The organism is Streptomyces sp. NBC_00258 (genome assembly GCF_036182465.1).
GTDB lineage: Bacteria > Actinomycetota > Actinomycetes > Streptomycetales > Streptomycetaceae > Streptomyces.
In genome coordinates, this window is the sequence record NZ_CP108081.1 from 6283491 (window position 1) to 6296977 (window position 13487).

A 13487-nucleotide genomic window follows, 5' to 3' on the forward strand; every position below is an offset into this window, starting at 1 on the left:
GTTCGTCGGGTACGACGGCTCGCTGCGTGGTTCGTCCTGTACGGCTGCGCGCAAGCCGGAGCGTTCAGTACGGCGCCTCCCACACCACCGACGCGCCGCCGCCCTCCGCTCCGCTGCCCGGTCCGTACCAGCTGTCCCCGCCCAGCGACTCCGCCCGTCGCGCCAGGTTCTTGAGCCCGCTGCGCCGCCCGCCTTCGGGGATGCCGACACCGTCGTCCGTGACGGTCAGCCGCACGCCGGGCCTCCCGTCCGGCAGTCGCACGGTCGCGTCCACGGTGACGTCGATACGGGACGCCCCCGCGTGCCGGAAGGCGTTGGACAGGGCCTCGCGGAGGGCCGCGATGAGGTTTTTCGCCGTGAGTTCGCCGACCACCATGTCGACGGGACCGACGAAGTGGTGGGACGGCTTGAAGCCGAGCGGCACGGCGGCCATGTTGATCTCGCGCAGCACGCGTGTCCGCAGCCCTGTCGGCACCTCTGCCGGTTCCTGCTGGAGCGCGAAGATGGCGGTGCGGATCTCCTGGATGGTGACGTCGAGTTCGTCGACCGCCTTGCCCACGCCCTGCCGCACCTCGGGCACGGCGGACCTCCGCTGGGCGCTCTCCAGCATCATCCCGGTGGTGAACAGCCGCTGGATGACGAGGTCGTGCAGGTCACGGGCGATCCGGTCGCGGTCCTCGTAGACCGCGAGCCGCTCCCGGTCGCGCTGCGCCTCCGCCATCATCAGCGCCAGGGCGGCCTGCGAGGCGAACCGCGTCGCCAGGTTGCGTTCGGTCTCCGAGAACGGCCGCGCGCCCTCCGCGCGCGCCATGACGAGGGTTCCCAGGACGCGGCCGCCGCTCTGGAGGGGCAGCAGCATCGTCGGCCCGTAACCGCGGGAGAGTTCGCTGAGCATGCGTCGGTCGGTTGCCGCGTCCTCGACGAACACGGCTTCTCCCGCGAGGAGTTCACCCACGACCTCGTTCTCGGCCGGTACGACCAGCCCCAGCGCCTTCGACGGCCGCTCGGACGCCACGGCGACGATCTCCAGACCGCCCTCGGCCGCGGGCAGCAGTACGAGTCCGGCGGCCGAGTCGGAGAGCCGGCGGGCCTGTTCGGCGACCACCTGCAGGGCCTCGTCGGCGTCCCCGCCGGACAGGAGCGCGGTCGTGACGGCCACGGAGCCGTCGATCCAGCGCTCGCGCCGCTTGGCGGCCTCGTACAGACGCGCGTTCCCGATGGCGATGCCGGCCTCCCCGGCCAGCACGCGCACCATGTCCAGGTCGTGGTCGTCGAACGGCCCCCCGCTGTGCTTCTCGGCCAGGTAGAGGTTGCCGAAGATCTCCCCCTGCACATGGATGGGCACCCCCAGGAAGCCGCGCATCCGCGGATGGTGCTCCGGAAACCCGCACGACCGGGGATCCTCCGTCGGCTCCGCGAGCCGTACGGGTTCAGGGTCGCGGAGGAGCGCCCCCAGCAGCCCCTCGTGCCCGTCCGGCAGCCTCCCGATCAGCCGGGCCGTCTCTCCGTCGACCCCCTGGTACACGAACTCGGCAAGCCCGTTCCCGTCCTCCGCCGCCACGCCGATGGCCGCGTACCGCGCGTCCGCGAGCCCGGCCGCGGTCCCACAGATCCGCTCCAACGTGGACCGCAGCTCAAGCCCACTCCCCACCGCCCGCATCGCCTCCAGCAACCGCGGCACATCGTCAGAATCCGGGGCACCACCGGGGCTCGACACGACTGACATACACAGAGCCTAATTAGTCCCTTTTGTAAGTGAAAGTCGAACCCTTCGCGCTGCGGATCACGACCGGCCGCTTCGAGGGGCGAGCGGACTCGCTCGCAACGGGCATAACCGGATGTTTTCAGGGGCGCGGGGATGTGACATACGCGGCTCCGCCGCGTGGGTGCGCCCAGCCCTCACAACCCGCGGCCGACCCACCACCGCACCAGCCCTCACCGCACAGCAACCAACCGCTCCGTCCGACTCTCGCGCTCGAGCATCCCCCGCAACGCCCCCTCCCCACGCACCAACTCCCCGTACGCCCCTCGCTGCACCACACATCCGCCGTCCAGCACGATCACCTCGTCGACCGCCTCAAGACCCGCCAGCCGATGCGTGATCAACAACGTCGTACGCCCCTCGGTCGCGGCCAGCAGATCGGCGGTGAGCGCATCGGCGGTCGCCAGGTCGAGATGCTCCGCGGGCTCGTCGAGAACGAGAACGGGAAAGTCCGCGAGCAAAGCCCGCGCCAGAGCGAGCCGCTGCCGCTGTCCCCCGGACAACCGCGCCCCGTGCTCCCCGATCAACGTGTCCAGCCCGTCGGGCAGCCCGTCGGCCCAGTCGAGCAGCCGCACCCGCCCCAGCACGTCCCGCAGCGCGGATTCGGTGGCGTCCTTCCGAGCGAGCAGCAGGTTCTCCCGTACCGAACTGTCGAAGAGATGGGCGTCCTGCGCGCACAGCCCGACCATCCGCCGTACGTCGTCACCGTCCATGCCGTACGCGTCGACGCCGCCCAGCGTGTACGTCCCCGCGTCCGTGTCCAGGAACCGCAGCAACACCTGGGCGAGGGTGGTCTTGCCCGCCCCGGACGTCCCCACGACGGCGGTCCGGCGTCCGCGTTCGAGCGTCAGGTCCACCCCGGCAAGGGCGTCCCGCTCCTGTTCGGCGTGACGGGCGACCAGACCCTTCACCACGACGGGGAACGGCGACTCTGGCGCCTCCAGCGGCCGCTCCGGTTCGCGTACGGGCTCGGGCGCGTCCAGCACCTCGTACACGCGCTCCGCGCTCTTGCGCACCCGCTGGCGGTACTGGACCGCGAGCGGCAGCCCCAGGACGGCCTCGAAGGCGGCGAGCGGGGTGAGGACGACGACGGCCATCGCCACACCGCTGAGCCGCCCGTCGAGGACCGCCTGGGCGCCGACGAGGGAGGTGGCCGCGACGGTGAGTCCGGAGACCAGCGCGATGAGCCCGTCGCCGAGCGCGGTCGCGGTGGCGGCGCGTGAGGCGATACGGGTCAGCTCGCCGTCGGCCCGCCGCACCTCGGCGCTGCGCGCGGGCAGTGCGCCCGCGACCGTCAACTCGGCCGTGCCCGTGAGGAGATCGGCCACCCGGGTCGCCAGCACCCCGCGCGCCGGGGCCAGCCGGCGCTCCGCACGGCGTGCGACGGCACCGGTCACCAGCGGGACGCCCACCCCGGCGGCCAGCAGCCCGAGCGCGAGCGCGGCCCCCGCCTCCGGCAGCAGCCAGGCCGTGAACCCGACGGAGCCGGCGGACACGACGGCCGCGGCCGCGGCGGGCAGCAGCCAGCGCAGCCAGTAGTCCTGCAACGTGTCGACGTCGGCGACGAGTCGCGAGAGCAGATCACCGCGACGGGTCATACGCAGCCCGGCGGGCGCGAGCCGTTCGAGGCGCCGGTACACGGCGACCCGGGTGTCGGCGAGCATCCGCAGCACCGCGTCGTGCGACACGAGCCGCTCGGCGTACCGGAAGACGGCCCGCCCGATTCCGAACGCCCGCGTGGCCGTCACGGCCACCATCAGATAGAGAACGGGAGGCTGCTGTGAGGCCCTGGAGATCAGCCAGCCGGAGGTGGCCATGAGGCCGACGGCGCTGCCGAGCGCGAGACTGCCGAGCAGGAGAGCGAGCGCCAGCCGCCCACGCCGAGGCCCGGCCATGGCACGCACACGCGCCAGTACGCCTTCCCGCCCCTCCGGGAGCAGAGTGGCCTCTTCCTCGCCGCCCGCGGGCACTGCGGCCACCACGTCGGCCCGAAGCTCCTTGCCGCCGCCGGAGCCCACGGAACCGTCCACCGCGACGGACGCCTCCGGCTCCAGTCGCACCACCCGGTCCGCCACGTCCAGCAGCGCCGGCCGGTGGACGACGAGCAGCACGGTCCGCCCCACCGCCAGGCGCCTGACCGCCTCCACGACCTCGGCCTCGGTCGCCCCGTCCAGCGAGGCCGTCGGCTCGTCGAGCAGCAGCACCGGCCGGTCCGCGAGGAACGCCCGTGCCAGAGCGAGCCGTTGACGCTGCCCTGCGGAGAGCCCGGCGCCTTCCTCACCCAGTACCGTCCGTACGCCGTCGGGCAGCGCGTCCACGAATTCAAGAGCCCCGGCATCGGACAGTGCCCGTCGCACCGAGGAGTCGTCGGCGTCCGGCCGCGCCAGCCGTACGTTCTCAGCGACGGAGCCGGCATACAGATGGGGCCGCTGCGGCACCCACGCGACCTGTGAACGCCACTCCTCCAGGGAGGTCTCGGTGAGATCGGCTCCCCCGACACGTACCCGACCCGACGTGGGTTCCACGAATCCCAACAGCACGTTCAACAGCGTCGACTTGCCCACTCCGCTGGGGCCGACGAGTGCCACCGTCTCCCCGGGTTCGACCGCGAAGGACACGTCCGACACCGCGTCGGAGGACCGCCCGGGGTACCGGACCGTCACCCTCTCGAAGCTCACCCCTCCGGAGGACGGCACCGCGCCGGTCCCGGACGTCGGCTCGGGTGTCTCCAGGACCGAGAAGATCTCCTCGGCGGCGGACAGCCCCTCCGCCGCCGCGTGGTACTGCGCCCCCACCTGCCGCAGCGGCAGATAGGCCTCGGGCGCGAGAACGAGGACGACCAGACCGTCGTACAACGCCATCTCGCCGTGGACGAGCCGCATTCCGATGGTCACCGCGACCAGCGCGACCGAGATCGTGGCGAGCAGCTCCAGCGCGAAGGACGAGATGAAGGCGATCCGCAGGGTCCGCATGGTCGCCTGCCGGTACTCCCCGGTGATCCGGCGGATCGAGTCGGCCTGCGCCTTGGCCCGACCGAACACCTTGAGTGTGGGCAGTCCCGCGACCACGTCCAGGAAGTGGCCCGAGAGCCGTGACAGCAACCGCCACTGACGGTCCATCTGTGACTGGGTGACCCAGCCGATGAGCATCATGAAGATCGGAATGAGCGGCAAGGTGCCGACGATGATCGCCGCCGACACCCAGTCCTCGGTGACGATCCGCGCGAGCACCGCCACCGGCACGACCACCGCGAGCCCCAACTGCGGCAGATAACGCGAGAAGTAGTCGTCCAGCGCGTCGACCCCGCGGGTGGCGAGCGCGACCAGCGAACCGGTCCGCTGTCCGCTCAGCCAGCCCGGACCGAGCGCACCGGCACGCTCAAGCAACCGCCTCCGCAGCTCCGACTTGACCGCCGCGCTCGCCCGGTGTGCGGCGAGTTCGGTGAGCCAGGAGACACATGCCCTACCGACCGCGACCGCCGCCAACAGCAGGAGTGGCGTGCGCAGTTCGGCGACGGACAGCTCATGCTGGAAGGCACCGACCACTACTTCAGCGATCAGCATCGCCTGGGCGATGACCAGCCCCGCCCCCACAACTCCCAGACCGACAACAGCGATCAGGAACAGGCGGGTGGCGCGGGCGTATCGCAGCAGTCGCGGGTCGATCGGTTTCACGTGAAACACACCCTCGGGTCAAGCAGGTGTGTTTCACGTGAAACACACCCTCTTCTCATTGGGCCTGTTTCACGTGAAACAGGCCCATGGATTCATCGGTGCTAGTGCGCGGCCTCGGCGATGTGCTGCGTACCGATCCGCTTGCGGAACACCCAGTACGTCCATCCCTGGTAGAGCATCACCACCGGCGTCGCGATCACCGCACACCAGGTCATGATCTTCAGCGTGTACGGGCTCGACGAGGCGTTGGTGACCGTCAGGCTCCACTCGTCATTGAGCGAGGACGGCATGACGTTCGGGAAGAGCGACAGGAAGAGCATCGCCACGGCGGCGACGATGGTGAGGCCTGACAGCGCGAACGCCCAGCCCTCGCGCCCCATCTGGTTCGCCCCGATCGCCGCGACCAGGGCGACGACGGCCACAACCAGCGCGACCAGGCTCTTGCCGTCACCGTTGTCGGCCTGGGTCCAGAGCAGGAAGGCCAGAGCGAGCACAGTCGTCACCAGACCGAGCCCGAGCGCCAGCTTCCTGGCCCGCTCCCGGATGTCACCCAGGGTCTTGAGTGCCGCGAACACCGCCCCGTGGAAGGTGAACAGCGTCAGCGTCACCAGACCGCCCAGGATGGCGTACGGGTTGAGCAGGTCCCCGAGGTTACCCACGTACTCGAAGTCCTGGTCGATCTTCACGCCCCGGACGATGTTGCCGAAGGCCACGCCCCACAGAAACGCCGGGAGCAGCGAGGTCCAGAAGATCGCGTTCTCCCAGTTGCGCTGCCACTGCTCCTCGGGCCGCTTCGCCCGGTACTCGAAGGCGACGCCGCGCACGATCAGGCAGACCAGGATGAGCAGCAGCGGCAGGTAGAAGCCGGAGAAGAGCGTGGCGTACCACTCGGGGAAGGCGGCGAAGGTCGCGCCGCCCGCCGAGAGCAGCCACACCTCGTTGCCGTCCCAGACCGGCCCGATGGTGTTGATCAGCACCCGCTTCTCGGTCCGGTTCCGGGCGAGCAGCTTGGTGAGGACGCCGATCCCGAAGTCGAAGCCCTCCAGGAAGAAGTAGCCGGTCCACAGGACGGCGATGAGGACGAACCAGACGTCGTGAAGTTCCATGACTCAGCAGCTCCCTGGGCCTAGTACGAGAAGGCCATCGGCTTGTCGGCGTCCTTGGGGTCGCCGCCGATCTTCGTGGGTGGATTGAGGTCGGCCTCCGTGAGCTCGGGCGGACCGGCCTTGACGTACTTCACGAGCAGCTTGACCTCGATCACGGCGAGGATCGCGTAGAGCGTGGTGAAGACGATCATCGAGGTGAGGATCTCGCCCTGCGAGACACCGGGGGAGACCGCGTCGCGGGTCTGGAGCACGCCGTAGACGACCCAGGGCTGACGGCCCATCTCGGTGAAGATCCAGCCCCACGAGTTGGCGATCAGCGGGAATCCCAGGGTCAGGATCGCAATGCGCCAGTACCACTTGGTGAGCGTCGGGCCGAGAGCCTTGTTCTTGAAGAGCACCACGTGCGGCACTTCGTCGTCACCGACCCGCAGATGCCGCCCCAGCATGAACTTCTTCCTGGTCAGCCAGAGTCCGGCCAGACCGATGGTGAAGGACGTCATGCCGAAGCCGATCATCCAGCGGAACCCCCAGTAGGCGACGGGGATGTTGGGCCGGTAGTCGCCGGGCCCGAACCGCTCCTGCTCGGACTTGTTGACGTCGTTGATGCCGGGGACGTACGAGCTGAAGTCGTCCTTGGCCAGGAAGGACAGGAGTCCCGGGATCTCTATGGCGACCTTGTTGTGGCCGGCCTCGACGTCCCCGTAGGCGAAGACGGAGAAGGGAGCGGGAGCCTCGCCGTCCCACAGCGCCTCGGCCGCGGCCATCTTCATGGGCTGCTGCTCGTACATGATCTTGCCGAGCGTGTCACCGCTGAGAGCGGTGAGCATGCCGCCGGCGACGACGGTGACCAGGCCGAGCCGCAGTGAGGTCTTCATCACCGGGATGTGCTTCTTGCGGACCAGGTGGAAGGCGGCGATGCCGACCATGAAGGCGCCACCCGTGAGGAAGGCCGCGGAGAGAGTGTGGAAGGCCTGGGCGAGCGCGGTGTTCTGGGTCAGGACCAGCCAGAAGTCGGTGAGTTCGGCTCGGCCCTTCTGCTCGTTGATCCGGTAGCCGACGGGGTGCTGCATCCACGAGTTGGCCGCGAGGATGAAGTACGCCGACAGGATCGTGCCGATCGAGACCATCCAGATGCAGGCGAGGTGGATCTTCTTGGGCAGCTTGTCCCAGCCGAAGATCCACAGGCCGATGAAGGTGGACTCGAAGAAGAAGGCGATCAGCGCCTCGAAGGCGAGGGGGGCACCGAAGACGTCACCGACGAAGCGCGAGTAGTCGGACCAGTTCATGCCGAACTGGAACTCCTGCACGATGCCCGTGACGACGCCCATCGCGATGTTGATCAGGAAGAGCTTGCCCCAGAACTTGGTGGCCTTGAGGTACTTCTCGTTCTCGGTCCGCACCCAGGCGGTCTGCAGGCCGGCGGTGAGCGCGGCGAGCGAGATCGTGAGCGGGACGAAGAGGAAGTGGTAGACGGTGGTGATGCCGAACTGCCATCGCGCCAGCGTCTCCGGCGCCAAAGCCAATTCCACGTCGTCATCTCCTAACATCGCCGAGGTATCGGCGTCAGTTTGTCCCGCTTGTCGCAGACATCACGGGATCAACTGGGACACGCTTGTGAACGCGTTCACATTCACAAGCAATTATGACGCATGGCAGTTCGAGGGTTGACACGCGGGGGGTGCCGGATCGGTCACACCTGTCGGCCAGACCGACAGCACCGGCCCGACCGACGGGCTCGACCGCACGACCGACACCCCCACCAACCAGCTCCGGCACCCCCACCAACCGGCTAGAGCTCCTTGCGGAACGCCTCGGTCGTCTTCAGGAAGATGTCGTTCGCCTCGGTCTCGCCCACCGTGACCCTGACCCCCTCGCCGGCGAACGGCCGCACCACGACCCCGGCCTGCTCACAGGCCGAGGCGAAGTCGAGCGTGCGCTCACCGAGCCGCAGCCACACGAAGTTCGCCTGGGTCTCCGGCACCGTCCAGCCCTGCCCGCGCAGCGTCTCGACCACACGGGCACGCTCCGACACCAGCGAACCCACCCGGCCGAGCAGTTCGTCCTCGGCCCGCAGCGAGGCGACCGCCGCGTCCTGCGCGAGCTGGCTCACACCGAAGGGCACGGCCGTCTTGCGCAGCGCCGCCGCCACCGGCTCATGGGCGATCGCGAATCCGACCCGCAGCCCGGCCAGCCCGTACGCCTTGGAGAACGTCCGCAGCACGCACACGTTCGGCCGCTCGCGGTAGAGCTCGACGCCGTCCGGCACCTCGGAATCGCGGATGAACTCCCGGTACGCCTCGTCGAGGACCACGAGGACATCGCTCGGCACCCGGTCGAGGAACCGTTCCAGCTCGGCCCGGCGCACCACCGTGCCCGTGGGGTTGTTGGGGTTGCAGACGAAAATCAGCCGCGTTCGCTCGGTGATCGCGTCCGCCATCGCGTCGAGGTCGTGCACGTCTCCCGGCGTCAGCGGCACCTTCACCGACGTCGCCCCGCTGATCTGGGTGATGATCGGATACGCCTCGAAGGACCGCCAGGCGTAGATCACCTCGTCGCCCGGCCCCGAGGTCGCCTGCAGCAGCTGCTGGGCGACACCGACCGAACCGGTGCCCGTGGCCAGGTGCGTGAGCGGCACGCCGAAGCGGTCCGCCAGCTCGTTCATCAGCCCCGTACAGGCCATGTCGGGGTAGCGGTTGAAAGCGCCGACCGCCGAGGCCACGCTCTCCATCACACCGGGCAGCGGCGGGTAGGGGTTCTCGTTGGAGGACAGCTTGTACGCCACCGGGCCGTCCGCGGCCGCGGCGGGCTTCCCCGGCTTGTACGTGGGAATACCCTCCAGCTCGGCACGCAGCTTCGGGCTCGTCTCGCTCACCGCACTCCTCCTCGTGACCTTCTCCGGCTCATGACCACCACCGGCAACCAATACTCCTCACCTTAAGAGGATTCGGCTCCGCTGCGTATGGCCCGGGACCTCCCGCATCGACGGCGCCCGGCAGCCACGTACGCACTCCCGGGCATCACCGCCCGAAGGCGTACGAAAGAGGGGGCGCGCCACCCACCGGAGCACGCGCCGGTGGCTCGCGCCGTGGCGCGCATCCCTCGTGAAGGTGAGTTGAGACCTCTTCGAAACATGGCCCATTTGGCAGGCCCATGCGCGCCGACAAGTGACGTCCTGCCATTGAAACGGTCAACTCCCTTCTCTTCCAAGGGACTTGCCTGCCGATGACCATGCAGAAACGTGCCTGTCAACGCGTGCATATGCGTCCGCACTACCCCACCTCATGAGCCCTACTATCGGCTCGCCATGACAGCAGCAGGGAAGCACCAGGTGAGCCGGTCGGATACCTCCCGCCGAGGAAGCCGGCCGGGCCGGGCGGGCATCAGAGACGTGGCCGCGGCCGCGGGAGTGTCCATCACGACCGTGTCCGACGCACTCAACGGCAAGGGGCGGCTCCCGGACGCCACCCGACGCCATGTCCGCGAGGTCGCCGACCGGCTGGGCTATCGCCCCTCCGCCGCGGCCCGAACCCTCCGTACCGGAAAGTCCGGCCTCATCGGCCTGACTGTGACGACCTACGGGGATGAACCTTTCACCTTCACGGAGTTCGCGTACTTCGCTGAGATGGCCAGAGCCGCCACCTCGGCCGCGCTCGCCCGGGGCTACGCCCTGGTCATCCTCCCCGCGACCTCGCGCCACGACGTGTGGTCGAACGTGGCCCTGGACGGGACGGTCGTCATCGACCCCTCCGACCAGGACCCGGTCGTCAGCGAACTGGTCCGCCAGGGCCTGCCGGTGGTCTCCGACGGCCGCCCGGCCGGCTCGCTGCCGGTGACCGCCTGGGTGGACAACGACCACGAGGCCGCGGTCCTGGGCATCCTCGACCACCTGGCCGACGCCGGCGCCCGCCGGATCGGCCTGCTCACGGGGACGACCACGGACACGTACACACATCTGTCCACGACCGCGTACCTGCGTTGGTGCGAGCGCGTGGGCCAGGATCCGGTGTACGAGGCCTATCCCGCGCACGATCCGTGCGCGGGGGCCGTCGCCGCCGACCGACTCCTCGCCCGGCCCGACCGGCCGGACGCCGTCTACGGGCTGTTCGACCCGAACGGCACCGACCTCCTCGCGGCGGCCCGCCGCTACGGACTGCGCGTACCGGAGGACCTGCTGCTCGTGTGCTGCAGCGAGTCCACCGTGTACGCAAACACCGAGCCGCCCGTCACGACACTCTCGCTCAAACCGCGTCGCATCGGCACGGCCGTGGTCCAGCTCCTCATCGACGCGATCGAGGGGGTCGAATCGGACCAACCGGTCGAGCAGGTGATACCGACCGAGCTGATCGTGCGGACGTCCTCCCAGCGACGGCCTCCCCGGACGACCGTCAGCCCGCCCCGATCACCGGAGGAGGAATGACCTCCGGATGACCTACGGGTAAAACCGGCGCGGAAAGCCCCTCCCAATTCGGGAGAAAACCACGGTGAACTGGGGTTCTGCTCCGATTCACCACCCCTGGGTCATCACATGGCGCGATCCGCATTCCTATGATGGGCGGACGACACCGCGGGCCGCTGCGACCAGGCAGTCCGACGCGGTGCAGATGCGGCGCGATGGTGGTGGAGGGGTCGATGACTCAGGGGGCCGGTCAGGGACCCGAGATGCGTACGCCGACGGTGCGCGACTTCCGCGTGCCGGCGTACGTCGACGAGGCCGGTCCGTACACACAGTCCCCCGGCCCGTACCCGCAGTCCGGCGAGGTGTACGACCAGGCCGCCGAGCCGTACGACCAGGCCCGGGACCGGTCCGCGGGTCCCTACGCCGAAGCATCCGACCGGTACGACCGGCCCGGCCCTCATGCGCAGCAGATGCCTCCCGGCGAGGGTGCCGGACCGGTCGGCGAGCCGGAGGGCTACACACCGACGCAGCGCGATCTGCCCGTCATCAATCGCGGTGACACCCTTCAGGTACCGGTCGACCCAGAGGCCGGACCGATCGTCCAGCCCGCCGAAGGGCCTGGACCGCTGTACGTCGTCGGTGACGTCCACGGCTATCTCGACGAGCTCGTCGCCGCGCTGCGCGAGAAGGGCCTCATCGACATCGACGGCAGCTGGGCGGCGGGGACCTCACGGCTCTGGTTCCTCGGCGACTTCACCGACCGCGGGCCGGACGGCATCGGCGTCATCGACCTCGTGATGCGGCTGTCCGCGGAGGCCGCGGCGGCCGGGGGCTACTGCAAGGCTCTGATGGGCAACCACGAGCTGCTGCTGCTCGGCGCCAAGCGGTTCGGGGACACCCCCGTCAACTCGGGGGCCGGAACGGCCACCTTCCAGGCCGCCTGGCTGCTGAACGGCGGCCAGAAGACCGACATGGAGCGCCTCCAGGACCACCATCTCCAGTGGATGGCCCGCCTCGACGCCATGGAGATGGCCGACGGGCACCTTCTGGTGCACTCCGACACCACCGCCTATCTCGACTACGGCGACTCCATCGAAGCGGTCAACGACACCGTCCGCGAAACGCTCACCCGCAATGACGCGGACGAGTGCTGGGACGTGTTCCGCAAGTTCACCAAGCGCTTCGCGTTCCGCGACGACGGGGGTGCGCAGGCGGTGCGCTCCTTGCTGGACATGTACGGCGGTTCACGCATCGTCCATGGTCACAGCCCCATTCCGTATCTTTTGGGCGAGGTCGGCCCGGAGGAAGGGGAGGACTCCCCGAACCCCGTCGTCGACAAGCCGCATGTGTACGCCGACGGGCTCGCCATCGCGATGGACGGCGGAGTGACCATGGCCGGAAAGCTGCTGGTCCAGCAACTTCCCCTGGATAGCTGAGCGTTCATCGGGCAGGCGTCCCCCGACGGAGGACATCCGCAACGCAGGGGCAAATTCTGGAAACCCCCTGTCACCGTGTGCCGTCACCGCTCTACCATCGGCTTATCCGTAGCAGGCTCCCCTCCGTTTCTGCCCGACGGCTCGTCAGCATGCCGAGCCCCAAGCCCTACGGAGCATCGGGGGATGCACATGAACAGCGTTCCGCAGCACCTGCTGAGCGAGGACCGCCAAGAGTACGAGCGGATCCTCGATGAGGCGCTGCGCTCCGCACCACACCGTCCGGAACTCGCCGCTGTAGGTCAGCGGCTCAACCCCGAACAACTGCGCACGATGGCGCTCAACGCCACCGCTCTCATCACGGCGGCCGCGGCGACCGAGTACCAGCACTATGTGAAGGTCCGCGAGGAACTGCGCCAGCCGGCGCCGTCCACCCCTCCTGTCCGCGAAGGGTCCACCAGCACCACGGATCCGGCCACGGGCGCGGTCGGGCTCGCCACGACCATGGGGGAGGTCGCCGAGACCGCCGGGGCGGGTGCCGCGGCGGTCGTAGCCGTGCTCGCTCCCGTCCTCGCCGGCACCGCCGCGGCGATCTTCCTGCTCGTCGGCTACATCCTGAAGATGCTCGACCCCCAGCCGGGCATCGCCCAGACCCTCCTCACCACAGGGTGGGTCTTCGGAGCCATCACGGCCGTCACGATCCTGGTGGCCGCGGTCGGTCTCCTGCTCGCCGCCCTGCGCAACGGCGCCAGTTCACTCCAGGCCGGCGCGCACGGCGAACGCAGCGAAGAGGTGAACCGGGCCAGGGAAGCCTGGCACGACGCCCTTCTGGAGCGCGGCATCATGCCGTTCCTCAGGGAGGCCCTCGCCGACCCGGGCACGGCCGCCCTCGGCCGTACGAAGCCGTCGGCGCCGATCAGCCGGATGCCCCAGCTCGGCTACAACCGGCCAGGCTTCAGCAGCCCGGACGGCGGTCCGACAGCGGGACCCCGCCCCAGCTTCTCCAGCCCGGACTTCAGCAGCCCCGACTTCGGGGGGCCGGAGCACCAGCCGGAGTAGCCCCGCCCTCGCCCGGGTCCGGCCCTGTGCGGGCCGGCAACCGGGCGCGGCCAGGCG

Annotated in this window: 8 protein-coding genes; 3 read left to right on the forward strand and 5 right to left on the reverse strand. The window is 69.5% G+C overall.

What is annotated here, in order from left to right:
• Window positions 1–64: 64 nt before the first annotated feature.
• The 5 genes from OG718_RS28060 to hisC all read right to left on the reverse strand — a co-directional run bounded on the left by OG718_RS28060 (window position 65) and on the right by hisC (window position 9414).
• The gene (locus tag OG718_RS28060; RefSeq protein ID WP_328845497.1) at window positions 65–1726 is read right to left on the reverse strand and encodes a GAF domain-containing sensor histidine kinase; all 1662 of its coding nucleotides are present in this window, start codon (window positions 1724–1726) and stop codon (window positions 65–67) included.
• A gap of 209 nt (window positions 1727–1935) precedes the next feature.
• Complete coding sequence (gene cydD, locus OG718_RS28065; protein ID WP_328845498.1) at window positions 1936–5436, reverse strand: thiol reductant ABC exporter subunit CydD; 3501 nt, start codon at window positions 5434–5436, stop codon at window positions 1936–1938.
• Between the two features lie 101 nt (window positions 5437–5537).
• The gene (gene cydB / locus OG718_RS28070; protein WP_328845499.1) at window positions 5538–6542 is read right to left on the reverse strand and encodes a cytochrome d ubiquinol oxidase subunit II; all 1005 of its coding nucleotides are present in this window, start codon (window positions 6540–6542) and stop codon (window positions 5538–5540) included.
• 20 nt (window positions 6543–6562) lie between these two features.
• Window positions 6563–8071, reverse strand: coding sequence for a cytochrome ubiquinol oxidase subunit I (locus OG718_RS28075; protein ID WP_328845500.1), 1509 nt, complete (start codon window positions 8069–8071; stop codon window positions 6563–6565).
• Between the two features lie 260 nt (window positions 8072–8331).
• On the reverse strand, window positions 8332–9414 hold the full coding sequence (hisC, locus tag OG718_RS28080; protein ID WP_143643352.1) for a histidinol-phosphate transaminase: 1083 nt from the start codon (window positions 9412–9414) through the stop codon (window positions 8332–8334).
• 432 nt (window positions 9415–9846) lie between these two features.
• Here hisC and OG718_RS28085 point away from each other — a divergent pair, with 432 nt between their 5' ends.
• From OG718_RS28085 to OG718_RS28095, 3 genes are all read left to right on the forward strand, one after another.
• Window positions 9847–10959, forward strand: coding sequence for a LacI family DNA-binding transcriptional regulator (locus tag OG718_RS28085; protein WP_143643351.1), 1113 nt, complete (start codon window positions 9847–9849; stop codon window positions 10957–10959).
• Between the two features lie 212 nt (window positions 10960–11171).
• Window positions 11172–12374 (forward strand): metallophosphoesterase, encoded by a 1203-nt coding sequence (locus tag OG718_RS28090; protein ID WP_143643350.1) that lies wholly within the window; start codon window positions 11172–11174, stop codon window positions 12372–12374.
• Between the two features lie 183 nt (window positions 12375–12557).
• Complete coding sequence (locus OG718_RS28095; protein ID WP_143643349.1) at window positions 12558–13430, forward strand: hypothetical protein; 873 nt, start codon at window positions 12558–12560, stop codon at window positions 13428–13430.
• Window positions 13431–13487 lie beyond the last annotated feature (57 nt).

Coding starts and splice junctions, on each gene's coding strand:
- OG718_RS28085 (WP_143643351.1), top strand. CDS start 9,847: ATGACAGCAGCAGGGAAGCACCAGGTGAGCCGGTCGGATACCTCCCGC.
- OG718_RS28090 (WP_143643350.1), top strand. CDS start 11,172: ATGACTCAGGGGGCCGGTCAGGGACCCGAGATGCGTACGCCGACGGTG.
- cydB (WP_328845499.1), bottom strand. CDS start 6,542: ATGGAACTTCACGACGTCTGGTTCGTCCTCATCGCCGTCCTGTGGACC.
- OG718_RS28060 (WP_328845497.1), bottom strand. CDS start 1,726: ATGTCAGTCGTGTCGAGCCCCGGTGGTGCCCCGGATTCTGACGATGTG.
- OG718_RS28095 (WP_143643349.1), top strand. CDS start 12,558: ATGCACATGAACAGCGTTCCGCAGCACCTGCTGAGCGAGGACCGCCAA.